22 protein-coding genes are annotated in these 24,317 nt (G+C 40.5%); 8 read left to right on the top strand and 14 right to left on the bottom strand.

The features are described 5' to 3' along the window. Positions 1 to 59: 59 nt before the first annotated feature. Complete coding sequence (locus J4526_05015; protein ID WFO76194.1) at positions 60 to 1,496, top strand: glycosyltransferase; 1,437 nt, start codon at positions 60 to 62, stop codon at positions 1,494 to 1,496. Positions 1,497 to 1,585: 89 nt separating this feature from the next. Beyond that, positions 1,586 to 4,219, top strand: coding sequence for an ATP-dependent helicase (locus J4526_05010; GenBank protein ID WFO76193.1), 2,634 nt, complete (start codon positions 1,586 to 1,588; stop codon positions 4,217 to 4,219). Between the two features lie 18 nt (positions 4,220 to 4,237). Here J4526_05010 and J4526_05005 read toward each other — a convergent pair whose 3' ends face one another. Both J4526_05005 and J4526_05000 read right to left on the bottom strand, forming a co-directional pair. After that, on the bottom strand, positions 4,238 to 4,966 hold the full coding sequence (locus J4526_05005) for a DUF2192 domain-containing protein (protein WFO76192.1): 729 nt from the start codon (positions 4,964 to 4,966) through the stop codon (positions 4,238 to 4,240). Beyond that, positions 4,941 to 5,231, bottom strand: a complete 291-nt coding sequence (locus J4526_05000; protein ID WFO76191.1) for a hypothetical protein — start codon at positions 5,229 to 5,231, stop codon at positions 4,941 to 4,943. The genes J4526_05005 and J4526_05000 overlap by 26 nt, the downstream gene beginning before the upstream one ends. A 17-nt stretch (positions 5,232 to 5,248) precedes the next feature. On the opposite strand from J4526_05000, the gene J4526_04995 reads away from it, so the two are divergent. Continuing rightward, positions 5,249 to 5,503, top strand: coding sequence for a hypothetical protein (locus J4526_04995; GenBank protein ID WFO76190.1), 255 nt, complete (start codon positions 5,249 to 5,251; stop codon positions 5,501 to 5,503). On the opposite strand, the gene J4526_04990 is transcribed toward J4526_04995, so the two are convergent. Both J4526_04990 and J4526_04985 read right to left on the bottom strand, forming a co-directional pair. Beyond that, positions 5,496 to 5,885: a hypothetical protein gene (locus tag J4526_04990; GenBank protein ID WFO76189.1), complete on the bottom strand. Its 390-nt coding sequence runs from the start codon at positions 5,883 to 5,885 to the stop codon at positions 5,496 to 5,498. The genes J4526_04995 and J4526_04990 overlap by 8 nt on opposite strands. Continuing rightward, on the bottom strand, positions 5,878 to 6,234 hold the full coding sequence (locus J4526_04985) for a DNA-binding protein (GenBank protein ID WFO76188.1): 357 nt from the start codon (positions 6,232 to 6,234) through the stop codon (positions 5,878 to 5,880). The genes J4526_04990 and J4526_04985 overlap by 8 nt, the downstream gene beginning before the upstream one ends. A gap of 69 nt (positions 6,235 to 6,303) precedes the next feature. Here J4526_04985 and J4526_04980 point away from each other — a divergent pair, with 69 nt between their 5' ends. Continuing rightward, a complete protein-coding gene (locus tag J4526_04980; protein WFO76187.1) occupies positions 6,304 to 7,212 on the top strand; it encodes a hypothetical protein in 909 nt (302 codons plus the stop codon). Between the two features lie 14 nt (positions 7,213 to 7,226). On the opposite strand, the gene J4526_04975 is transcribed toward J4526_04980, so the two are convergent. After that, positions 7,227 to 8,576 (bottom strand): PLP-dependent aminotransferase family protein, encoded by a 1,350-nt coding sequence (locus tag J4526_04975; GenBank protein ID WFO76186.1) that lies wholly within the window; start codon positions 8,574 to 8,576, stop codon positions 7,227 to 7,229. Here J4526_04975 and J4526_04970 point away from each other — a divergent pair. Then, positions 8,561 to 10,078, top strand: coding sequence for a radical SAM protein (locus tag J4526_04970; GenBank protein ID WFO76336.1), 1,518 nt, complete (start codon positions 8,561 to 8,563; stop codon positions 10,076 to 10,078). The genes J4526_04975 and J4526_04970 overlap by 16 nt on opposite strands. A 5-nt stretch (positions 10,079 to 10,083) precedes the next feature. On the opposite strand, the gene hmgA is transcribed toward J4526_04970, so the two are convergent. The 5 genes from hmgA to J4526_04945 all read right to left on the bottom strand — a co-directional run bounded on the left by hmgA (position 10,084) and on the right by J4526_04945 (position 15,003). Beyond that, positions 10,084 to 11,334 (bottom strand): hydroxymethylglutaryl-CoA reductase (NADPH), encoded by a 1,251-nt coding sequence (gene hmgA, locus J4526_04965; protein ID WFO76185.1) that lies wholly within the window; start codon positions 11,332 to 11,334, stop codon positions 10,084 to 10,086. Between the two features lie 6 nt (positions 11,335 to 11,340). Next, complete coding sequence (locus J4526_04960) at positions 11,341 to 11,754, bottom strand: Zn-ribbon domain-containing OB-fold protein (protein ID WFO76184.1); 414 nt, start codon at positions 11,752 to 11,754, stop codon at positions 11,341 to 11,343. Between the two features lie 12 nt (positions 11,755 to 11,766). Continuing rightward, the gene (locus J4526_04955; GenBank protein WFO76183.1) at positions 11,767 to 12,837 is read right to left on the bottom strand and encodes a hydroxymethylglutaryl-CoA synthase; all 1,071 of its coding nucleotides are present in this window, start codon (positions 12,835 to 12,837) and stop codon (positions 11,767 to 11,769) included. A gap of 61 nt (positions 12,838 to 12,898) precedes the next feature. After that, positions 12,899 to 14,017 carry an ABC transporter ATP-binding protein gene (locus J4526_04950; protein ID WFO76182.1) on the bottom strand — a complete coding sequence of 373 codons (1,119 nt, stop codon included), beginning with the start codon at positions 14,015 to 14,017 and terminating at the stop codon, positions 12,899 to 12,901. A 17-nt stretch (positions 14,018 to 14,034) separates the two neighbouring features. Next, on the bottom strand, positions 14,035 to 15,003 hold the full coding sequence (locus tag J4526_04945; protein WFO76181.1) for an ABC transporter ATP-binding protein: 969 nt from the start codon (positions 15,001 to 15,003) through the stop codon (positions 14,035 to 14,037). Positions 15,004 to 15,135: 132 nt separating this feature from the next. Here J4526_04945 and J4526_04940 point away from each other — a divergent pair, with 132 nt between their 5' ends. Next, complete coding sequence (locus J4526_04940) at positions 15,136 to 15,687, top strand: class I SAM-dependent methyltransferase (protein WFO76180.1); 552 nt, start codon at positions 15,136 to 15,138, stop codon at positions 15,685 to 15,687. Then, the gene (locus J4526_04935) at positions 15,669 to 16,736 is read left to right on the top strand and encodes a radical SAM protein (GenBank protein ID WFO76179.1); all 1,068 of its coding nucleotides are present in this window, start codon (positions 15,669 to 15,671) and stop codon (positions 16,734 to 16,736) included. Before J4526_04940 ends, J4526_04935 begins: the two co-directional genes overlap by 19 nt. A gap of 35 nt (positions 16,737 to 16,771) precedes the next feature. Here J4526_04935 and J4526_04930 read toward each other — a convergent pair whose 3' ends face one another. The 4 genes from J4526_04930 to J4526_04915 form a co-directional block, all read right to left on the bottom strand. Next, on the bottom strand, positions 16,772 to 18,328 hold the full coding sequence (locus J4526_04930; protein WFO76178.1) for an ABC transporter permease: 1,557 nt from the start codon (positions 18,326 to 18,328) through the stop codon (positions 16,772 to 16,774). Positions 18,329 to 18,333: 5 nt separating this feature from the next. Then, a complete protein-coding gene (locus J4526_04925) occupies positions 18,334 to 19,416 on the bottom strand; it encodes an ABC transporter permease (GenBank protein ID WFO76177.1) in 1,083 nt (360 codons plus the stop codon). 282 nt (positions 19,417 to 19,698) lie between these two features. Continuing rightward, positions 19,699 to 22,515, bottom strand: a complete 2,817-nt coding sequence (locus J4526_04920; GenBank protein ID WFO76176.1) for an ABC transporter substrate-binding protein — start codon at positions 22,513 to 22,515, stop codon at positions 19,699 to 19,701. Between the two features lie 198 nt (positions 22,516 to 22,713). After that, positions 22,714 to 23,685: a hypothetical protein gene (locus J4526_04915; protein ID WFO76175.1), complete on the bottom strand. Its 972-nt coding sequence runs from the start codon at positions 23,683 to 23,685 to the stop codon at positions 22,714 to 22,716. Positions 23,686 to 23,789: 104 nt separating this feature from the next. On the opposite strand from J4526_04915, the gene J4526_04910 reads away from it, so the two are divergent. Beyond that, positions 23,790 to 24,305, top strand: a complete 516-nt coding sequence (locus tag J4526_04910) for a hypothetical protein (GenBank protein WFO76174.1) — start codon at positions 23,790 to 23,792, stop codon at positions 24,303 to 24,305. Positions 24,306 to 24,317: the final 12 nt, after the last annotated feature.

Genomic DNA, 24,317 nt, shown 5'->3' with positions numbered 1-24,317 from the left:
ACACCAGAGTAATAGTCTACGCTACACGTAGTTAATAACTCTAGCAAGGAGAAATTGTGATGATTGACCCTGGCATATTATCGCTAATAGCCGTGGGAATAATAGCTATACCATCCATGTTTATCCTGCTTCTCCAGGGACTGTTCTATATCTGTGGAAAAAAGTGCCCAAAGAAATCATTTAACGTAACATCTGAAGACATACTTAGAGATGAGCACTCAAATAGACCAATAGTCTCAATAATAATTCCTGTACGCAAAGAACCACTCGAGTATATAGATGATGCACTAAATAACCTCAGTGAATGGAGTATAAGAGATAAAATAGAGATCATTATAGTATCCGATGATACTAAAGACTATGCCCTACAGATACAAAACCTAGTCAATAAATGGAGACAAAAAGGATTAAACATCATTTTCCTCTGGAGAAGCGAGCCAAGAGGATTTAGAACAGGTGCTCTAAACACCGGTTTATGGGCTTCCATAGGTGAAACAGTATACATAATGGATGTTGACAGTAGAATAAACGAGAGCTTTATAATTAAAGGAGTTAAGCTCATAAGAACTAAAGCCATGGCTGTTGTTGGTAGATGGAGTGCAAAAAACAAAGATACCCGATTAAGCGAGGCACTTGCCCACACCATGGATTATATAGTTGATTCAATTTATCGCGGTAGATCTTGTTTGAAACTCCCAGTATTCCCTGTAGGTACTGGGACGATATATGATGCTGATAAGCTTAAGAAAATCTATAATGGATGGGATGAAGAACGCATACAAGACGATATGGAGCTTGGTGCTAGGATAATGTATAGAGGAGACAAGATCATTTATTTAGATGAAGAAGAAGTACTTGTTGAAGTACCTCGTAGATTCAAGTCGTTCAGAATCCAGCAGGAGAGATGGGCTTATGGTGCAATGGATGTAGTTATTTCTAGGTTTAAACACATAATATTTAGTAAACAACGTTTCTATGCACGCATAGAGGCCTTCCTGTTCTTATTACAATATCTCCCGCTGCTCCTAGCTTTAATAGGGATACCTTTGGCAGTATTCGTCTCAATAGCGTATAAAATCGATCCCTTTGCTTATGCTTGGATAATAAACGTTCTATGGAGTATAACTGCTGCCCTCTACATCAAGAACTATGCTGAATCAGCTGCAGAGACTGGGGCCTCGTTCTATAAGGCCCTGGTTAGTCTTGGCAGAATCTCTGCTGCCACGATAGCACTGACCCCCGCTGTCTCAAAGGGGATGATCCTTGCAATCCTTAGAAAGAAGTACACATACAAAAGAACCCCCAAGGGAGTTCACGAACATCTTCTAGGTACACTTAGATTCCCTACAGAATTAGTCTTAGGAATAATATTTATCATTACTTCATTCTACTTATTGTACATCGGAATACTGTTAACTGGCTTATGGCTTCTTGCTTATAGCCTAGGGTATTTATACACATTTATGAGGTGGCCTCACGATATAATCTTTAAATAATCTATATTACTGGGGGAGTATCCCCGCCCTCACCATGGATCCCTGAAAGTGTAGTATATAGCATACATGGGGAACGGTGCTAGAAGAGTATGACGATAAAAATAGTTAATGACACTCATAGTGATGAAGAAGTTTATGGTATGCTTAGACCGTATGTTAGAGAGTGGTTCAAGAGGAAATACGGAACATTTACTCCACCACAAAGAATGGCTATACCTCTTATAAAAGCAAAGAATAATGTATTAATTTCATCGCCTACTGGCACAGGTAAAACCTTAGCCGTTTTCCTTGCTATAATAGATGATTTATATGAGTATTACGAAAAACATGGTTCATTGCCTGAGGGAATACAGGTAGTTTATGTGAGTCCTCTTAGAGCACTAAACAATGATATGAGGAGGAATCTTCTTGAGCCTATCAAGGGTATACGTGAAGTAGCTAAAGAAAACGGTATAGAATTACCTGAAATAAAAGTCGCTGTAAGAACTAGTGACACAAGTCCTAGTGAAAAACAAAGAATGGTTCGAGATCCACCACACATACTGATAACAACTCCTGAAAGCCTAGGCATAATACTCAATGCACCTAGATTTAGAGAAAGACTGAAGACAACCAAGTATATTGTGATAGATGAAATCCATGAACTTGCCAGTAGTAAACGTGGTAGTCATCTAAGTTTAAGTGTTGAAAGACTCGAAGAACTTGTTGGAAGACCCCTTATTAGAATAGGTTTGAGTGCAACAATAGCTCCTCTCGAAGAAGTAGCTAAGTTTCTTGTAGGATTTACTGACGACGGTAATCCTCGTCCATGCATGATCGTTGATGCAAGATTCACGAAACCCATTGACATAAAAGTACTATGTCCCGTTAAAGATCTCGTTCATGCCAGTGCTGAGGAGATAAACAACGCTATCTATGAAACACTTATTGATCTGATAAAGAATCACCGTACAACACTAGTGTTTACGAACACAAGGAGTGCTACAGAACGCGTAGTCTACAAACTCAGAAAGCTCATGGAGAATCTGAAAATAGTTGACGTAGATGAAATAGAGGCGCATCATAGTAGCTTGAGTAGAGAACTTAGACTTGAGATTGAGGAGAAACTGAAGAGAGGAGAACTTAGAGTAATAGTTAGCTCGACAAGTCTTGAACTAGGTATAGACATAGGGTACATAGATCTTGTCGTTCTCCTAAGTAGCCCTAAGAGTGTTAGCAGATTGCTCCAGAGAATTGGTAGAGCAGGACATCATATAAGAGAAGTAAGCAAAGGAAGAATTATTGTAGTTGATAGGGACGATCTTGTCGAGTGTACTGTTTTAGCCAAAGCCGCTCTTGAGAGGAAGATAGACAAAGTAAGAATACCCAAGAACCCGCTTGACGTATTAGCGCAACATCTTGTAGGCATGGCCTTAGAGAAGAAATGGCGCATCGACGAAGCGTATCGTGTAATCAAGAGGAGTTATACCTTCCATACACTCTCCTGGGAAGACTACATGAACACGCTCAGATACCTTGCTGGAAAATACATGGACTACCTGGAGCATATGCGTGTGTACGCTAAAATATGGCTAGATGAAAAAGAGGGGGTTTTTGGTAGAAAGAAAGGAGCAAGAATGATTTACTTCTTAAACATAGGGACAATCCCTGATGAATCGAAAGCAAGGGTATTCACCATAGACGGAAAATACGTAGGCGATCTCGAAGAAGAGTTCGTGGAATACCTTGCTCCAGGAGATTTGTTCGTACTCGGTGGTAGAGTATACGAGTACTTGAGAAGCTATGGATTGAGAGTCATAGTTAAACCAGCAGATGGAGCGAAACCTACTGTACCAAGCTGGTTCAGCGAAATGCTTCCATTATCATTTGACTCAGCACTAGAAGTCGGGAAATTTAGGAGAACAATAGCTGAGATGATAAAAACACGGCCTAGAGAAGATGTAATCGATTACCTAGTTAGAGAGTATAATCTCGATAGAGATGCTGCTGAAAATATTTACCAGTATATTTGGGAGCAAATAATGTTTGCAAACGGTCTTGTCCCAAGCGACAAACTTATCTTAATAGAAATCTATGACGAGGGGATTAGGAGAAACATTATAGTACACGCGCTTTTCGGTAGAAGAGTTAACGCAGCTCTATCTAGAGCATATGCATATATTGTAGGAAATCATCTTGGTGTCAATGTCCGCGTAACAATAAATGATAATGGTTTCATGCTCACACTCCCTGGAAGATACGATGCCGACTGGATAGGATTATTCAAGGAACTAAAAAGTACCAATATAGATGAGATACTCAAGAAAGTACTTAGGAAAACCGAGATGCTTAAGAGAAGATTCAGGCATTGCGCCCAAAGAGCCTTCATGATACTGAGAAGGTATCGTGATGTAGAGCGGAGTGTACAAAAACTGCAGTTGAATGCAGAAGAGTTGTTGAGAGTCGTAGAGGAAATACCTGATTTCCCTGTGTTAAAAGAAACTTATAGAGAAATACTTGAAGACTATATGCATATAGATGCCGCAAAAACAGTGTTAGACCGTGTACATAACGGGGAGATCTGTTTAGCACAAATAGGACCGAGTACTATACCTAGCCCGTTTGCCCACAACATAGTTGTACAAGGATACAGTGATATAGTGTTGATGGAGGATAGAAAGAAGCTGTTACAGAAACTCCATAGCCAGGTAATGAAATATATTAGTATGCTTAGGAAATACTAGATAAGACCTTTACGGTTTCTACTCTTTTTCTTTCTTGGAAGTCAATATCTTCTCTAATATTTCTCTAGGAACCTTGAACACATTAACACATATTTCTCTAATGTAGTCATCTGACGGCAGAATTTTTTCTATACCAAGACGGGCTGAGAGAGCCTGCTTAAAGATCTCCTTAGCTAGTTTATCTCTGATATTACCCTTTGCTATAGCCTCAGCTGTTCTAAAGGCTATATAGTACCTCACATAGTTCCTGACAGTCCGTTCTTCTTCAGGAAAAGCTTCTTTTGCACGTTTCAATAACTCAAAGAATCTATTCTCGTCATCAAACCCAAGTATAATCTTTGTAAAAGCTATTCGGAACATCCTTGCAAGAGTATTGCTGTCTATTTCTTTTTGTGGAGATAGTTCTGATAGTATTTTTCTTGCCTCTTCGTATTCACCGTTCATCAAATGCTCAATAGCTTCATCAAATCTTATTTCTTTATCAAAGATTTTTCTGAATAATTCAGGGTAATCGTCATCAAGCCCTAGTCCATATTTTCCTACTACATATAGGCTTGCAAGTTCTTTATCAAATATATCCGGTGGATATGCTTTTCCTCTGAATGGCTCTATGTTTCTCTCGTTATAGATCTTTTCAACCATCTTGATTAACTGTTCTCGCTCGATATCCTTGAGATTTACTATATCACCTAGTATGTCGACTATGGTTTGTATTTTCTTTTTATATAGATTCTTCTTTGCTTTCACGTTCTTTCAACCTCACATGTTTCTCGTATTCTCGTTGAATTATTTTCTTTAGAGAGATCGATAGACCTTTCAGCTGGCTATAGACTCTAACCTTTATATTGTCCCGATAAATAATAACCTTAACTTTATTATTGCTTACTACCATAAATACTATGAATTTTCTTTTAGAAACTTTTATCCTCTCAACCCATGCTTCAATCCATTTTCTCCTAGCTTCCTTTAATACGTTTTCAAGTATATTATTTAAGTCATCAAGCATAAGCATGATAGGGGTACCCCGTCTTGAGCGAGTGTATAAGCATAATTATATCCCTCTGTGAGAACTGTTCTGAAAACCATATACCAGAGCATATAAAACTTTGCAAGAACTATGTTTTCATAAAGGCTCCTAATGATTCCACAGCGCTTACTAAATTAATTGAAGATATCAGTAGAAAAACTAAGACAATACTCGTCATTACTGAGAGACCGAGGGCTCAAAGTATTCACGAGATCTTATCCAAGTATTTTGAAACAATACTATACGTACTCATCTAACCCCATTACGCCAACTACGATACCCAATTATTTTCATTTGCCGGCCTGCCTCAAGCAGCCATCCAGCCATAATGTACGCTATTCTATCTCTGGCTTCTTCAGAACTCAGTTCAACACCATAAACTTCCTTAATAGCTTCCCTAGCCAAGTCAGGGTCTATACGTGTAGAGAATTTCTTTTTAAATAACTCGATTAATTCGAATAAACTCTTTCCTGCCAGTGACTCTACGACTTGTTGTAGTTCACGGAAATCTTCATTAGATAATATCGCCTTGTCAGCGAGTTCCTTCTTTACCTTACGTGCCTTTCTCCAGTAGACAAGTAATGGTCTATAGTCTTCTATTATACTACCATCAGCGAGTAGGGGTTTTTCTTCACTCATCTTCTTTGATCGCCTCCAAGACACTAATGAGCTTACTGGAAATATATTCCAGCAAATCTTTGTCGCCACTATCTTTAATCTCGTTAACAAGTATTGTAAGAGCTTCTAGAATATCTTCTACGAGGATTTGCAATACTCTTTTACGCTCATATTCTTCAACAATGTTAAGCGCGCGTGCAAGTGTTTCATCACTAGGATGTGTTTTTCTTTTTAGGTACTTGTTGATAACTGTATGAGAGACACCTAATTGCGATGCTAGTGTTCTCGCACTCCTTGTTGATACAAGTACTTCTATTATTTTGTAACGTGCATCTTTGCTAACCCATTTCGCTACATCCCCTAGGCTCAAAACCTATTCCACCAAGTAACTTATATTTACTATGTCTTCTTCTAAAAACCTAATTAAGAGGGGAGTTATTTGAAGAACCAAGTACTTATTTATGATAACAACAATATTCGTGTAAGCGAAGAACCTATAGCTATTCAACAAAAATACTACCTTGTCAAACCAATATATGTATTCGTTGACGGTGTTGAAAACTATATCATATCTGGCTATGCCCCATTGCTAAAACCTGTAGTTATTGGACACACCGGCGTAGCTAGAATTATAGAAGCAGGATTTGGTTCACCTTCAGAGTCCTCTGGCTCATTAATAGTGGTTTCACCGCTTTCCTTCATAAATAATTCCGTGCTAGGATATACTGCAAACGGTCTTTTAGCGAAATACGCTACAATACCCTACGACGCTGTTTTTACAACATTATCCAAGCATAATATTGAAGACGCTATTCTATACCATGCTGCCATAGGAGCCAAAGTTGGCGAACTTGTTGGAACAAACGATGTTCTAGTAGTCGGTTTAGGTATAGATGGGATAGCTGCACTTTATGCATTAGAGAAAGCAAGAGACGTCGCAATAGTAACTAGCTCTAAGAGAATGTATGGCTTGGCTAAGAGATTAGGGTATAATGTTTATAAATCATTCAAAGAAGTAAAAAGATGCTTTACAACAGTGTACATAAGTACATTGTCAGCATCAGTTATAGCTAAAGCACAGGAGTATGTTTGTTATAATGGAAAAATAATTGTTAATCCATTAACAGCACATATAGCAAACTCGATAGCACTGGATATACAAAAAGTAAAGCATATAACAGTAACGATCGCTTATCCAGACAAGTCTTTACTAGGAAAAATAGACCGGTTTATTGATAATGTTGTTAATGCTATTAAAGTAATAAAACCTAGGTCATTAGAAGAATTGAAGACATTGTTTCCCATTAAACCTCCTGGCGCTATTATTGATTTAACTGAGTTAAAGTAAAACTATACTCGTGTTCACTCTGGATAGTTCTTGATCATCTCGCTTAATCTTCTGATACCTTCCTTGATGGTCTCCGTATCTGGGTAACTATAGCTCAACCGCATACTATTAGCACCGCTACCGTCTGGATGGAAGCCTTGTCCAGGCACGTAGGCTACTTTATATTTTGACAATGCAATATTGAGAGCTTTCTTTGCATCAAATCCTTTCTTGAATACGTATACGAATACGAAGAAGCCACCAATGGGTCTGCTGTACCAGGTGTATTCTGGGAAGTAGTCGTCCATAGCACTAATCATTGCATCTCTTTTCTCCTTATACACTTGCTTAAGTTTCTGTATATGCTTGTAAACAAGCCCTGAGTTTACTGCTTCAGCAAACATGTACTGGTTAAGTGTTGGGGAATGAAGATCCATGTATTGCTTGAGCAACTCCAGTTTCCTTACAAGCTCTTTGGGCGGTACAATCCATCCAAGTCTAATACCTGGCGCAAGTATTTTACTCAATGTACTTATGTATATTACACGTCCTTCTTTATCTAAAGCCTTAAGCGGGGTTACATCTACGGATTCATCGAATACAAAAGCGGCATAAGGGTCATCCTCGATAACTATTAGATCATATTGACTAGCTATTTCAAGCAGGTGTTTCTTTCTATCAATAGACATCGTCACACCGCCTGGGTTATGTGCAACAGGAATCGTATAGATGAATTTGGGTTTCTTATCAGCTCTAATGAGGCTTCTGACAATATCTTCAAGCATTATTGTCCTCATTCCATTCTCGTCTATCTTGACGCCGATAACATCGGCTCCCATCAACTTAAAAGCACCAAGAGCTGCTAGGTACGATGGAGACTCCGTTATTACTTTATCACCCCATTCAATAAACGTCCTAGCGATCATATCAAGTGCTTGTTGGCTACCCGTAGTAACGATAATGTCATCGGGATCGGCTTTTATCCCTCTGATTTTCTCCATAAGCTTGGCTATGGCTTCTCTTACCTCGTATACACCTTGTGTTTCACTGTACTGAAGACTATAATCACCCATTTCCTCTATTACACGCTTAGCTATCTCTATGAGTTCTTTCCTTGGGAAATACCGGGGATCAGGTATTCCGCCAGCAAAACTAATTATATCCTTTGACTTCTTTACAAGCTTGAGGAGCTCACGTATCTCAGAGGCTTTTAGCTTCTTTACAGATTTTGATATAAGCTCGTCAAAGTTTGGATCCAAGAATTCCACCAAATAAATAATATGCGAATGGGGGAAATAAACTAAGTTGTTACGGTGGGAAACCGGTGGTTCAAGAAATAAACACCGTAAATAAGAAGCTAAGAAAGGGTATGAAGAGGATAGCATTAGTATATCCAAGTATATACGAGGCGGCTTTATCTAGTCTGGTCTTCCACATGATCTACTTTATGATAAACACTAAGTATGATGAGGTTTTTGTTGAAAGATTTGTTTTAGAGAAGCTGCATGGAGCTGAACCAGAGCCTCGTAGCCTTGAAACTAATTCCCCATTAAAGGACTTTGACGTGATAATAGCTAGTCTACACTATGAACCCGACTACGTGAACTTACTACGTATACTCCTAGCTGGAGGTATAGAAGTTGATAGAAAGAAAAGAAGGAAGCCATTATTATTTGTCGGCGGCCCAGCCCCGATGTCTAATCCCATGCCGCTAAAGAATATAGTAGATGGCGTGTTAATCGGTGAGGCAGAAGAACTCATACCCGTACTGGTCGAAGAATACCTCTCCAATGACGATAAGTCTTCTCTCCTACAAGCACTTGACTCGAAAAAAGGCTTCTACATACCAGAAATAGATAATACCACAGAAAGAGTATGGGTTAAGAACATTAACGAAACCTTTTATCCAATAACACAAATACAATCCCTAGACCGTGAACCTGTTTATGGAAGAGGATTCTTACTCGAGACAGCACGCGGGTGTCCCCGTTGGTGTAGATTCTGTCTTGAAGGAAGACTCTTTAAACCATTTAGAACAAGGAGCAAAACTGTGCTTAAAAAACTAGTTGATAAAGGCTTAAATCTTAATAATCTCAACAGAGTAATCATTTACTCACTATTCTTTCCATCAGAAAACGATGTATGGCTCCTTGAATACCTTAATGGATTAGGCGTTAAGGCATCTCTTCCGTCAATGCGGCTTGACGCTATTAACGATAATGTCCTCGAATTAATTAAGGATATTGGACAGAAAACTATTACCATAGCCCCGGAAAACGTTAGTATGAAGGGCTTGTATGCTTTTTGCAAATGCTTCCGTAACCAGGATATTTGGGATAAACCATTCACTATAATAGATAAAGGATTTGATTTGAAGATGTATTTTATACTGGGGTTTAAAGGCGAGAGTATTGACGATGTAAAAACCAATATTGATTATATAAAAAGGATAGCCAAACACGCAAAGTCACGTAAACGTGGGCTATCTGTAACAGTAAATCCTCTTGTCCCAAAACCAAAAACGCCATTCCAATGGATAGGAATGATTGATCTTGAGCGTGCCAAACAAATAATATCATATACAAGAAATGAACTAAGAGGTCTCGTGGATACAAGACCTCTTTACGTCAACTGGGCTTGGATCCAAGCTTCAATAGCTCTTGCCGATGAAAGCATAGGAAGAATACTAGTTGAGTGGGCTATTGAGGGAGGAGGTCTTGGTGGCTGGAGACGTGTTCTCCGAAGAACTGGTTATTCAACAAAATACGTTTTTACAGGAAGGAAATACGGAGAGACTTTACCCTGGGACAAAGTAGTTCTAGGTGAGTATGTCGAAGAAGTTGTAGAGAAAGAATATATTGTTCTAAAGAAGCTTCTAGGATTATAACACGATTATTTCTTTGTTCCTCCTCTTCCAAATTTTATATGTGCTTCAGCTAAATGACCGGCTGCTAATGCTGCTAGAAGATTCAGCTCACCAGCCAGTACTGTAGCTGCGACTATCTCAGCGAATTTTCTTGCATTGGTTCCCGGCGGATCGCCCCCGCCTTCTATACCAAGTATCTTTAAGGCTTCACGTTGTGTCGGGAGTCTCGTACCTCCACCAACAGTACCTACTTCTAGACTAGGGAGTGTAACTGATATATAGAGGTCTTCTCCGCGTATTTCAGCCCATGTATATCCCATACTGCTTTCAACAACCTGGGCTACATCCTGCCCTGTAGCAATGAATATCGCCGCTATTATATTTGCATAATGAGCATTATAACTTAGTGATCCTGCTCTCGCGCTCCCTAAGAGATTCTTTCTTATATTAACTTCTACTATTGCTTCGGGAGTTGTTTTAAGTACTTTATTCACTACATCTCGTTTTATGATTGCTTCAGCTACAACTGTTTTTCCTCTCCCAAACAACATGTTGAGTAACGCTGGTTTCTTGTCTACGCACATGTTTCCGCTAAGGGCTATACATCTTGTTGTTCCGGGAAAGTTTTCTTCAATAAAACGGCATGCTTTGTCAGTAGCTATTGTAACCATATTCATTCCCATAGCGTCTCCTGTCTCATAGACAAACCTAAGCCATACATTGTTACCGAGAATAAATGGCTCTATGTCCTTTAACTTTCCATGCCTAGTTGTTGACTCGGCTATTTCTTTTATTTTACTGAAGTTTTCTTTAACCCAGGAGACAAGTCTGGATGCTGTCTCTATATCGGGGGTCCAGAAGAGCGGCGCTCTAGCCATACCATCGTAGAGAACACGTGTTTTTGCACCACCACTCAACGTTATTGCTTTGCATCCCCTGTTTATACTGGCAACCAAGGCTCCCTCAGTTGTTGCTAAGGGAATGTAGTAATCTCCTTTAGCATACTCACCATTTATTTTCAGAGGACCTGCTATACCAAGCGGTATTTGTATGGCTCCTATAGGGTTCTCTATATTCTTACCCGAGATCTCAACGAAGTCTATTATAGTCGTACCTATAGCGGGAAGTACTGTCCCGGTAAGTTTCTCTATGACTTTTCGTCTTACAATTACGGCTACGTTAGCGTTGCCAACAGCCTCTTCTATTTTGTGTAATGGTATTTCGCCAGAGAGTACTTTAGCTACATATTCCTCGATTTTAGTTTTGATAGAGTTCATTATTTCTCAACCGTGCTTGGCAAGCATAGGTCTAAACTTGATACCATAGTATATAAGTCCTGATTCTCCGTCTTCGCTAACCCTTCTTAGTACAGGTTCTACAAGCATTCCCTCTTTAACTTCATTGGGCTCGATGTCGGTTAGTTGGGTTAGTATCTTTACCTTACTATTAATTAGCTCTACAATTGCTATTATTATTGGCTTGTATTCTTCGTAACCCTCAGGTGCACTGTAAATTACCGTCCAGGTTAAGACTTTCCCGGGCTCCATAAGCTCTATTTCTTCAAGCTCTTTTGAACCACAATACCTACAGACAGTTGATGGAGGATAGCTTATTTTACCGCACTTACGGCACTTAACTGCTTTTAGCCTGTAGTGTGCGTGTTTTTCTCTCCAGAATCTAGCTATAGAGAACTCCATTCGGATCACCTTCTAGATTCTTTTGATTAAACCACGATACTTAGCGTAAAGACCGTAATCAATAATCTTTTTCCTGTTGATATAGTCAATGACTTTGGGTGCTTTATCACGTTTTTCAATGACTTTTTCTGTAACAATAATACTGTACGCATCACTACCTGCGCCGCTACCGAATGGTGCTAATAGTATTCTTTGTCCAGGCTTAGCTTCTTCTAAGACCTTGGCTAAACCTATTAGTGCTGATGAGTTATAGCTGTTGCCTATGTATGGCGTTACTAGTCCGGGCAACACTTTTTCTTTAGGTATACCTAGTTTCCTTGCAACTCTTAGAGGGAAAGTACCATTTGGCTGATGGAATACAGCGTAATCGAAATCCTCTGGTTTAAGTCCTGTTTTCTCCATTAACCCTTTTACAGCACCAATTATGTGCGCGAAATAAGCTGGTTCACCGGTAAAGGCTTCTCCGTGAAGCGGGTATGGTACATGTGCTCGACGCCAAAAGTCTGGTGTGTCAGTTACGTACGTGTAACTTGCCTCGAATACTGCTGCAGCCTCTTCCGATGGCCCTATAACTAATGCTGTTGCAGCTGATGAAGCAGTGAACTCGAGTATATCACCGGGATTTGCCTGGGCTGTGTCAGACCCTATCACAAGAGTATATTTTACAAGTCCTGATGCAACAGCGCCAATACTTATCCTAACGGCTTCGCTTGCTGCTCTACAAGCGAACTCTAGATCTGTAGCCATGGTGTCTGGTGTTATACCGAGTGCTTCAGCTATTATCGTAGCAGATGGTTTTACCGCGTATGGTTTCGACTCGGTACCAAACCAGACCGCGCCTATTTCCTTAGGATTTATACCTGCTCTCAGCAACGCGTTCCTAGCTGCTTCCCATCCCATAGTTACAGCGTCTTCATCTCTACCAGCAACAGCTTTTTCAACAACATTTAGTGTCTTAGGTGTTTCTTCGCTAAAACCCCATATTCTAGCTATTTCCTTAAGCGGGATCCTGTACTTTGGTACATATGCTCCCCATCCAATTATTCCTACTTTTTCCTCAGGAAGCACGGGTTTCACCGTCATGTAGGTGAGGTATTAATTAGTTTGTGGCTAGAAGGAATCTAGTCGAAACATAGAATAAAAATTATTTCTTCGCATATAACCAGCAAGCAGCATAATGACCTGGCTCAACTTCTACTAGTGGAGGCTCTTTTCTTGTACAATACTGTTTTAACTCTGGATGCTCATCAAGAACTACACATCTTGGATGGAATCTACAGCCAGGTGGTATGAAGATTGCACTCGGTACTTCGCCTTTGATGGGTACTTTTCTCTCAGTCAGCCTATTCTTCGGGTCGGGCTCTGGTATTGCTGCCACAAGGGCTTTCGTGTATGGATGCATCGGGTTCTCGATTACTTTCCTTGTATCACCCATCTCTACAATCTTGCCGAGATACATTATCGCTATCCTATCAGTAATGTATCTGGCTACAGCTAGATCATGTGTAATGAATATATACGTTAAATTGAATTGCCTCTTGAGGTCCATTAGTAGCTCAAGTATTTCTGCTCTAATAGACACATCAAGCATTGATACAGGCTCGTCGGCTACAATGAATTTCGGCTGAAGGATAAGTGCTCTTGCAATGACCACTCTTTGTCTCTGACCACCGGAGATCATGTGTGGATAACGGAACATGAATTCTTCTGGAGGAGTAAGCTTTACCGCCTCAAGAGCCTTGGCTACGATATCGTATCTCTCCTCCTTAGTTTCACCAATACCATGGATTAGCAGTGGCTCTTCGAGAATCTTATATATAGTGAATCTGGGGTTGAGGCTACCATAGGGGTCTTGGAATATCATCTGTAGCTCTTTTCTCATGGGCTTAAGTGCTTCTTGCGGTACTTTCGCTATATCTATGTCTCCATACTCGTTAAGGATCTTGGGTTTATATCCTATTTTAGCCCATTCTTCAAGAAGTCTTTTTCTCGGCCTATAACCTATAATACCAGCAGTGGGTTCTTCGAGTCTTAGTATTGTTCTACCAGTTGTTGTTTTTCCACAACCAGACTCTCCAGCTAGTCCAAATACTTCTCCTTCTTTCACAGCAAAGGATATACCATCAACAGCTCTAACGTATTTCCGTGGACGCCTAAAGATGATTTCCGTGAGTCCCCTACGTAGGGGGAAGTATGTTTTAAGGTCTTTTACCCAGAGGACTGTATCAGGACCAGGTTTGGGCTCAAACACTTTTTCACTCATTTCCATTCATCTCCCACCTACTTCTTAGCATAAAGCCAACATTTAACAAAATGCCCTGGCTCAATCTCTATTACAGGTGGTTCTTCTTTTCCACATATATCCATTCTATACTTACATCTAGGCTCGAATCTACAGCCAGGCGGAGGATTACTTAGATCTGGCGGTACTCCTGGTATCCACTCAAGTTTCTTTATATCACCTCTAAGTCTTGGTATACTTGCAAGAAGGCCTTTAGTGTATGGGTGCTGCGGGTTATAGTATATTTGTTCGGCCGTACCAAACTCTACTAGATGTCCGGCATACATGACCGCCACTTTATCGGCTATTTCAGCAATAAGGCTTAGGTCGTGTGTAATAAGGATAATTGATATCTTTAGTTCTTTTTGAAGTCTCTTGAGAACATTCATTACCTGAGCTTGCACGACAACGTCCAAAGCTGTTGTAGGCTCGTCAGCTATCACAAGTGGTGGGTTCAATGCTAACGCCATAGCGATCATTACTCTCTGTTTCATACCACCGCTGAGCTCATGTGGATAGCTACGAGCTCTCTTGGGGTCTATTCCAACCATTGAAAGGAGCTTGTATACAACAGTATAGGCTTCTCTCTTAGTCATACCTTTGTGGAGCATAAGGACTTCAGCTATCTGGTCGCCAACAGTATATACTGGGTTAAGAGCGTTCATTGCACCTTGGAACACCATTGATATTTTCTTCCACCTAATCTCTCTACGGAATGTCTCGTCATCCATGGCAAGAATATTTCTTCCTTCAAAGAATATTTGACCACCAACTATTTTTCCTGGCGGAGGCACTAGTCTTATTATTGAGTATGCTAATGTACTCTTTCCACAACCAGACTCTCCAGCAATCCCTAGTACTTCTCCCTTGTTGAGCGTAAATGATACTCCATCGACAGCTTTGACAATACCCTTAGATGTGTAAAAGTAAGTCTTCAGATCCTTTACTTCGAGTAGTATCTCACTCAACTATTACACCTCAACCTAGGAAATAGTATATCAGCCTCTCTCCGATATAAAGATGTTGATATCGCCTGTTTTAACTTCTTTATTAAAAGTATATAAATTATTTACACCCTGTTTCTATGCCGGGAGGATGTGTTGGCCATAGTCCCATATATACCATCTCCAATGAAGGTTGTAAAAGAAGCACTTTACACTGTATCTATTGGTGAGAATGACGTACTTTACGATCTTGGTGCTGGCGATGGGCGTGTTGTTATTGAGGCAGCTAAGCAAGGTGCTTATGCTATTGCTGTCGAAATAGATCCTTACCTATGTGAAGTTATTAGAAAGAAAGCGCTTGAAGAAGGCGTTGCTGATAGAGTTAGTGTTATTGAAGCAAGTTTCTTTGATATAGATCTAAGCAATGCCACAGTAGTATATGTATATCTTTATAAGAGTATTAATGATATCCTTAAAGAGAAGTTTGAAAAAGAATTACCCATAGGCACACGTATAATAACTATTGATTTCCCTATTCCTTCATGGGTACCATTGGCTGTGAGACATACTCTAGACGAGAAAGGTATTCCCAGGACTATACACATTTATATTAAAGGTATTAGTAATCCTCTTGCACGTACAAAAAAGACTCTTGTCATAGACTACAAATTCATTGCGAGGAAAATTAAATGTATAAGATCATTATGAAACCTATTGGTAGATTCAAAGAAGATCGTATTGTATATACTATTGATTCCTCAGAGCCTCTGCTTGGTTTGTTGCCCATAGGCGTTATTGATAGAGGTACCAATGTTCTACAAGTAAGACCAACCACTATATGTCCCTTAAACTGCATATTCTGTAGCGTCGATGCAGGCCCTTTTAGTAAGCATAGGTGGGCTGAATACATAGTGTCTCCAAGAACTATTGTCGACACAGTAGAATTTGTTGCAAGACATAAAGGAGCGGGTTTAGAGGCATTAATCGATACTGTTGGTGATCCACTAACTTATCCCCATCTACCAGAACTCGTTAGAGAACTAAAGAAAATACCCCAGATAACATCGGTGGCTATAGAGACTCACGGAGCTTTGCTGACAAAGAAAATTATAGACAAGCTTGATGAGGCAGGTTTAGATAGGATTAATCTAAGCATAGATACTCTTAACGAGGATAAAGCACGTTTTCTCCAGGGTGTGAAGTGGTTTAACGTTAGGAAGGTTATGGAATTAGCCGAGTATTTGGTCAAGAATACAAGTATAGATCTCCATGTAACCCCGGTGTGGATACCAGGTATAAACGATAATGATGTTATAGAGGTTATTAAATGGGCTTTGAAAATAGGTGCTGGCAAGAAATGGCCTCCTGTTACCATACAGAAATATAATGTTCATAAATTCGGTAGACGTGTCCCTAACGTAAAGCCTATGGGGTGGCAGGAGTTTTGGAGAAAACTAGAGGATCTTGAGAAAAAACTTGGCATAAGACTTAGATGGAGTATGGAGGAATGGCGTATGAGATATATGCCTAGAGTACCTAATCCTTTGAAGAAAAAAGATATCGTTGTCGCAACAGTGATTGGGCGTGGCTGGCTTAGAGGAGAGTATCTAGGTTACGTACCGAGCAAAAAGAGGTTCTTAACAATAGTAAATTTCAGGCATAAATTAAGTAGTGTAGAGGATAGAATTAACGTATACGTAAAAATTATTGACGATAAGGATGGTGTTTTTATAGGTAGGTTTATTGGATTTGTCTAAAAATAATGTGGTTCTAAATGTAAAAGAGGTTTTCCTTAGAGAGTTCTTAGTCTTGGCTCGACTATTCTCTCTATAGCCATTCCTAGCAATACGAATGTCAACGATGTTATTGATATTAGTAAGCCTGGAGGTATAATCCACCACCATAGATACAGTTTTGCCTGAGCTCTAGCGTCAGCTAGGATCCTACCCCATGTTGGTAATCCGTGTTCGATTCCTATGACGCTAAGACCTGCTTCTGTGAGTATAGCGTTGGGCACGCTGAATACTAGTGAGGCCATGGCGTATGGTATTAGCTGTGGTATTATGTGCTTGAATATTATTCTCCTGTTGCCAGCACCTAATGCCCTGGCTGCGTCGATATATGGTTCTTCCTTAATACTTAACGTCATCGATCTTACTACGATCGCTAGTCCTCCCCATCCGAATACTATTAGTACTCCTAATATCACTGCCAGCCTCCATATTGGGTCATGTGGGAAGTTAGGCATTGAGTATGTTGCGTTTACTATTAGGATCAGTATTGGTAGCAAAGGTATACTGCCCATTACGTCTACAAGCCTCTGGATTAACTCATCTACTAAACCACCATAGTAACCACTTATGACACCAAGCATTAATCCTATTATTATTGTTACTGTAGCTGTTACAACACCTATGGTCATAGCTATTGGGAATCCGTATAGAAGTCCTTGGGCTAGGTCTCTTCCTCTGTTATCAGTACCTGATATACCGTACGCATTACCTTTTACTACAAACTTCACTTTCTCTACTGCTTCTTCTAGCCCAAAAGCTTCACGTGAGTAAACAAGCTTTAGTACGATCTTGTAGTCGCCCAGTAAAGGCTTCGTCTTTATGGTACCGTTTTCTTCATATGGCTGTCCAAACAGGAATTGCATCTCAAAGTTCTCGACATCGCTAGACTTGATTGTTAGGTTGTATTTCTTGCTAAGAGCTACTGCTAGTACTCCCCTTAATCTTGTATTATCTGGTCTCAGAACTAGAGGCAAGTCCACGTATACTCTCTTCGTACCAACTGTTATGTTGGTTCCTTCAATAGAGATCTTGTCTCTTACGAGTCTAACTTCAACACCGTCAGGTCTTATTATCAAGAATTCATATATCGGCGTCACTGGTATGTACTCTGATTTATTCTCTGGATTTTGTTTCCAGAATATTCTGATACCCCATACTTTTGCTAGTACTCCCTGTGGATAATCTTCTGCATCAAGTTTGTATGTCGTTTCATACGTTACAGTCCAGTATAGAGTTTTTGGATCACGAGTAATATTGACGGGTTTCTCCATTTCATCCATAAATTGTTTTGCATATTTTACTCCAAAGAATGATATCCAAGCTGGTGGTACTTCTTGTGGATACTCTTCCCAGTAGCTCGGGTTGCTCCATAAATCATTGTAGTTAGGCGGCATGGATATAGCAGCATATATTGTTACCGCGAGCAATATGATCAAAAGAATTAGACCTGCTTTACCTGTGCCGTAGCTCCATACTTCTTTGAAACTAGACTTAAGTGTTGAACCAAATTTAGATAAACTACTTTCTCCTATTTTCTTGACTCTAGCCCTAGCCATCCTCCTCACCTCATCCTAATTCTTGGATCAAGTAGGATGTAGAGAACTTCAAGTATGAACCTAGCGATAATATACACCATTGTCAAGACATATGTGAGCCCTAGGATAGTAGCTACATCACCACCAGTTATTGCTGCAAAATAGAGTGATCCCATTCCAGGCCAGTCGAACACCGATTCAGTAATGATGAAGCCACCGATGGAGCCGGCTAGAGCCAGGATGACATAAGTTGTTACAGGTGGGGCTAGTACACGTAGGATGTATCTTCTAGCAATAATTTTCTCCGGCAATCCCTTGGCTTTAGCTACTGTGACATAGTCTTCACGGACTATTCTCAACGTGATAGCTCTTATACTATAGAACCATCCGCCAAGGAATGATATCACGATTACTACTATTGGTAAGTATGAGTACTTTATGAGAGCGATAAAGTTGCTGATAGGGTCTTCCCAGAAGTTATTGAGTACTGGTATGATTTTTCTTCCAGCAGCAGTATCGTAGACTCCAAGCTCGTATCCGAACAGGAATAGGAATAGCATACCAAGCCACCATACTGGTATAGCGTTGAATAGTGCCGCATAAGTGACTACGGCTTTATCAAGTTTTGTACCGTGTCTATAGGCTATACGTGGCGCAAATGGCAAGGCTATGACTATACATATGATTTCCGCAACAGTAATCATCACTATGGTACGGGGCAGTGTAACAAAGATAGCCTCTTTAACAGGAGCAGGGTAAGGAATTCCAGCAACATTTGCAACCTCTGGAGACATTATTATACCTAAGTCGAAAACCAACGTACGCTGTACAAGCGGGAATACTCTCACGTACCAGGGCTGGTCAAGACCATATATCCTCGTAAGATTCTCTTCAAGCTCCTTAGCTGCTTTCTGCACCTCACTTGTAGGAACTCTCTTCTGCAAAAGTTGTTGGACATAAGCTCTGACCTGCGCCTGTATTATTGCTTTCCATACTCTTTCGGAATACCCGGTAGCCTCCATGATTACTCCTGTGAGAAATACTACTATAATTAATGCTAAACCTAATGCTATAGCTCTCCTAACAAGAATTCTGCCTACTCCAGGCAATATTTTCACCATCCAAATCCTTCTATTTATCTATGTGACTCTTATATAATTTACATAGCTTTTTCCATATATATCTTAGCGTACCCTTACACAATAATAACTTTATCCGAGAATGGCGCTGAGTAATCATAAAGACTAATACTTTAGTGTAAATAAGACGTAAAACATGAACTGTAGCATAGTTTTTTAGTTGATTTTAATTAACAATGAGTTAAAGTATATGAAGGGTTTTTAGGTGTTTAAAAAAGAGTTGTTTGTTTATATAATAACTCTATGTGAGGGTTACTTCTTGATAAATGCTGCAGCTATTCCGATGATTGATAGTACTAGTGTTACGATTACTAGTATCTCTACTAGCTGTAGTGTGCCTGCTAGCTCGTCTACTTTGCTGGCTACTTTCTCTACGTCCTCAGGTGTTGCTGGCTCGAGAGCTGATATCTTGGAGTCAATGGTGTCAACCTTGCTGCTTAGGTCTTGTAATGCTGTTCCTAGGGTCTCACCGATTAGTGTCTGTAGGAACTGTAGCTCACCCTTGCTTGGACCGGTTGGTAGTTTGGTCTTGTAGAAGTCGATCTGTGCGTACTTGACGCTCCTAGCGATGATTATTAGGTCGTAGGTGTAGTAGCTCTTGAACTCAGCGGTTGTTGTTGGGTCTAGTGTTACTCTGTACTCGGTCTCGCTGATGTTCTCAGCTGTGCCTCTGGCTACTACTGCACCTGTCTCTGGGTCTTTGATGATGTAGATTACCTCCATTGGTGGTTCTCCTTCAGCTGTCACAGTGATGTTGAAGTAGTCACCAGGTGATAGTACTTCACTGCTGAATGTTACGTCTAGGATTCTTGGCATTGTTGGCATGCCTAGGTACCAGTCACCAGGCTTGAATGGATAGGTTGGGTCTCTGAAGGCCTTTAGTACAACTTCTTGTGCGTCTTTGTCGAACTTGTCTAGGTAGTATGGTCCTTGGCTTACCCATGCGTGGTTGTGCTCGTCAATCCAGTTCTTGAGAGCTGTTACTCTCTCACTCCACTCGCTCTCGCTTAGGTAGGTTGTACCACCTACAGTTACGTATGGTTTGACTAGTGTGTTGTAGTCAACTTCGTCTAGAGCAGCCTTGACGTCGGCTGCGTGTTCTTTCAGTACTAGGCTTATCTGTGGTATCTTCTCTGCCTCTGATCTGGTGTCAGTGAATGCATAGGTCTTGTCGATTAGACATAGCTGGAACATTGCTGCGTGTAGTTCTACTGGGTTGGTGATACCGAATGATACATAGGCTGCTATTTCTGCTGGGTCGAAGTGCCAGTAGTCTACATAGATTATTATCTTGTTGTTGGCTGTGTCAAATATTATACCCTTGATTGTGTCAAACCATGGTCTGTTGCTTCTAGCATAGCTGGATTCTAGTGCTGACCATTCTGGATCGTATGCTAGGTCCCATGAGTATGCCCATGCAGCAATGACGTCAGCCCATGTGATCGTAATGCCGTGGTGCCATTTGGCTCCAATGAACTTGCTGAGGTCAAATTCTACCTTGCTTGTTGCCTGGACGCCTTCACCTACTGGTACCCACTCGTTTGTTGTAGCGTTCCAGACCACGGCATCAGCTGGTACATCTAGTTTGCCGTCAGGTCCTGCTGTCTCTACAGTGAAGTTTGCTCTGAATGGTATTGCTGAACCATCTCTTGGGTCACGCCATGTCATTGGGTCAGCTGTTGCTCTCTCAATGTCTACGCTGTATACGTCGTCAAAGCCGCCGTAGATGTTCCAGATAGTGCTGCTAGTCCATACCCATAGGTGTCCGATTCTTAGCTCGTTCTTGCCCTCAATGTACCATTCTCTTGGGTTCCATATACCTCTTAGACCAGCACCTAGGTCTAAAGTTATACCCTTAACATCTCTGAGAGCTGGGTAGATTGTTAGTGGACAGGCAATGAATATTCTTAGAGCCTCCTTAGCAATGATCTCGGTTGCCTCTCTGTAGAGTTGCTCATACTCGCTCTCGTTGTGGTATAGACCGAATGCTATCTTCTGTGTGATCTCGTCTAGTTTGTCGTTCTTGTAGTTCCAGTAGGTTGCCTCACCCCAGCCAGGCACCCATCCTAGCCATGGGGCACCCCAGAAGGCGGGGCCCCAGTTGTCGTACTTGTCTAGACCACCCTTACCCCAGCCCTCAGTGTAGATGTGCCATTCGAAGTCGGCTGGGTCAGTGAAGTATACCTTGTAGATGGCTTCACCGAATGTTAGGTACATCTTGTTGACGCTGAATCCTTGTTTCTCTAGCTCGGAGGCTAGTAGGTCGCCAAGCTCTTTTCTCTCGTCCTCTACTCTAATGATGAACTTTACAACGATTGGCTTGTCAGCGAAGTACCAGTAGCCACCGGGACCCTTGTAGGCACCTAGGTCGTATAGTACCTTGGAGATCATGTCAGCTGCCTTGGCTGGGTCGTAGGTGAAGCCTAGCTTCTCTTCAATGTCATAGACAAGCCTGTAGGTTGGGTCGTAGGGTGATACGATTAGCTTCTGTGGTACAGCGTAACCTAGGTAAATGCTGTTGATGATGAAGTCTCTGTCAACTAGGAAGTTTACAGCAAATCTGATGTCCTTGAATGCGAATGGGTTGATACCGTACTTGGGGTGAGCACCAAACTCTACGTATGTCCAGTTGCCTTCGGCGTTAATCTCGTAGTATGTTACAGCCTTCTTAACAAAGCTTACGTCCAAGCCTTCTAGCTCAGCGATTTTTGCAAATGTGGCATCCTCATCAACAGCGCCATTGGTAACGACAACAACACCAGTGTAGTTGTGTACGTAGACTGGAGCTGGGTTGAGTATGTAGTCAGTGATGGCTGAAGGTGCCGTGTATAGTACTACATTGGGGTTCTTCTTGAGGTCCTCAGCCATGCTAGGCTTTACGCCGAAGATGTATACATCAATCTGGCTTCCAAGAGCGTTGGGCACATCCTCTACTTTGACTCTCCTGTAAATCAATGTATCAGTCTTGGGCCCCTTGACTTCCTCTTGTGCGACGACTGTTGCTATTGGGGCTATGAGTCCGACAAGTAATACAGCTAGTATAACTAGTGGTATAATTTTTCCACTCATAACACCAACCCCCAAATACCAACTACAGCCACTACTCCATTTTTCCCACCAGAATATTTAAGCCTTTTTCAGTACTGGGGTGATTAGATTAAATAAGTATTTGAAAAAAATGATTGTATCCACATTCTATAAACAATACTATATATAGTAATACCTTATTTATTAAAAGTAGGTATCTAAAAACCTTAATACCATTGATTATATACGCTTTCTCTTTCGTTTATATTTACTATGTTTCCTTGCGGTTTTCTTCTTGATTTTATTCTTAAGAGAATCAATTATATTATATCTCGTGTTCACCTCATGTATTACTATAGGAGTAAATATTCCGCCAATTAGCATAACGACCGCTGCTCCAGGGTTATCACGTATATAAAACAGGAGTTCGCCACTGCTTACATTAAGACTATATTTCAGTCCATTAATGTATACATATGCTTGCTCTATTCTAATGTCTTCTACGAGCTTGTCACCATTTATGTTTATATATTTTACATAACTAGTGTTACTATCAATGTCCAGTGTTATTTCGTCATAATCACCTTTGTCGTAGATGATACGTAGATATACATCTACTTTACCGTTACCAGTGTTATTCAGCATTATCCCGATAGTGTCTTTGATGTATGTTTTAAGCTTGAGCTCTGCCGCAAACTCCGGGCCACCATACTTTCCAATAGGCCAGCGGAATACGTATGGTAGTTCACCGCCAAAGAATAGATCTGGTGTACCAATAGGGAAGGGTCCTATTAGTGTCCCTGTAATGTTGTGGAGTAGTTTTATTGTGGTTTTCTGTCCTTTACCTGCTATAACATAGATCTCTTTTTCAACAAAAATAGGTTCTAGGTATACTGGCTTTACTGCTGCAAGAAAATAACGCGTCCCATTATATTCTATGTAGAAGGCAAGACTCTTATTACCAAGTTCTGTAACGGTTTTGTTGTTATAAAATACCACATAGTCAAGGAAAACTCTGACTACATCAACAGACTTATCATCTTTTATACTAAAGTAAAAAGAAGAGTATTTTCCAGCAGAGAACGGGGGATTTATAGCAATAAGGGCTATGACTACTAATCCTATGACAAGTGACGCAATGTAGTGTTTATTCTTCTTTAAAGCCATAACCCATTGTTGTTTTATTTTCCTACCTCTTACCTCTTTAATCATTTCCACAAACCTTCTTATTCTTCTAAACCATTAAAAACTATGAGAGGTCGTGTTTAAAAATATTTTAAGGGGATAACAACTTCTTTAAACCACGGGCTAGACTGTTGGCTGGGTACTTAAGTAGGCTTTATGAAAAACACGGCTACAAGGTTCTTTTGTTGTTGGGATTATTGTTTGCATTATCAGCTATATCACTTAGCTTACTGGCACTACACACGGAAGAAAAGCCTCTGGTAGCAGAAAAACAGATAGGCCCTGAGGGAGTATTGGCACCACTATGGAGTTTCTATGATATCCCATATGGCATTATAACTAACGACTCTTACATAGAGTTTAACACTACCTGTACTGTCGATGTACTCGTGACGTTTATCGATAGATCAGGTGACTTACACAATATCACCGTAAAAGCTGGTGAAACAAAAATATACAATATTAACGACTTATCAACGATAATATGGGTAAAGCCTTCAAACTGCACTTTATCAACAAAATTACATGCAACAACTATTGAGAGAAAGTACATGTATCTTGCAATACCGTCACTAATATTGTTCATCGTCTCAACAGTATTTATGGTACTAGCTATAGTAGAGAAAGTGATGACTATACAAAGATGACGGCAAACAGTT

Source organism: Desulfurococcaceae archaeon MEX13E-LK6-19 (assembly GCA_029637525.1).
Taxonomy (GTDB): Archaea; Thermoproteota; Thermoprotei_A; order Sulfolobales; family Desulfurococcaceae; genus MEX13ELK6-19.
Note: the sequence above shows the minus strand (reverse complement) of the source record. Positions and strands in the feature narration are given on the sequence as shown.

Bases quoted from the DNA above. Each gene is read 5' to 3' on its own strand.
- J4526_05015 (WFO76194.1), top strand. From the start codon at position 60: ATGATTGACCCTGGCATATTATCGCTAATAGCCGTGGGAATAATAGCT.
- J4526_05010 (WFO76193.1), top strand. From the start codon at position 1,586: ATGACGATAAAAATAGTTAATGACACTCATAGTGATGAAGAAGTTTAT.
- J4526_05000 (WFO76191.1), bottom strand. From the start codon at position 5,231: ATGCTTATGCTTGATGACTTAAATAATATACTTGAAAACGTATTAAAG.
- J4526_04990 (WFO76189.1), bottom strand. From the start codon at position 5,885: ATGAGTGAAGAAAAACCCCTACTCGCTGATGGTAGTATAATAGAAGAC.
- J4526_04970 (WFO76336.1), top strand. From the start codon at position 8,561: ATGAAGAGGATAGCATTAGTATATCCAAGTATATACGAGGCGGCTTTA.
- J4526_04975 (WFO76186.1), bottom strand. From the start codon at position 8,576: ATGCTATCCTCTTCATACCCTTTCTTAGCTTCTTATTTACGGTGTTTA.
- hmgA (WFO76185.1), bottom strand. From the start codon at position 11,334: ATGAACTCTATCAAAACTAAAATCGAGGAATATGTAGCTAAAGTACTC.
- J4526_04960 (WFO76184.1), bottom strand. From the start codon at position 11,754: ATGGAGTTCTCTATAGCTAGATTCTGGAGAGAAAAACACGCACACTAC.
- J4526_04955 (WFO76183.1), bottom strand. From the start codon at position 12,837: ATGACGGTGAAACCCGTGCTTCCTGAGGAAAAAGTAGGAATAATTGGA.
- J4526_04950 (WFO76182.1), bottom strand. From the start codon at position 14,017: ATGAGTGAAAAAGTGTTTGAGCCCAAACCTGGTCCTGATACAGTCCTC.
- J4526_04935 (WFO76179.1), top strand. From the start codon at position 15,669: ATGTATAAGATCATTATGAAACCTATTGGTAGATTCAAAGAAGATCGT.
- J4526_04930 (WFO76178.1), bottom strand. From the start codon at position 18,328: ATGGCTAGGGCTAGAGTCAAGAAAATAGGAGAAAGTAGTTTATCTAAA.
- J4526_04920 (WFO76176.1), bottom strand. From the start codon at position 22,515: ATGAGTGGAAAAATTATACCACTAGTTATACTAGCTGTATTACTTGTC.
- J4526_04915 (WFO76175.1), bottom strand. From the start codon at position 23,685: ATGATTAAAGAGGTAAGAGGTAGGAAAATAAAACAACAATGGGTTATG.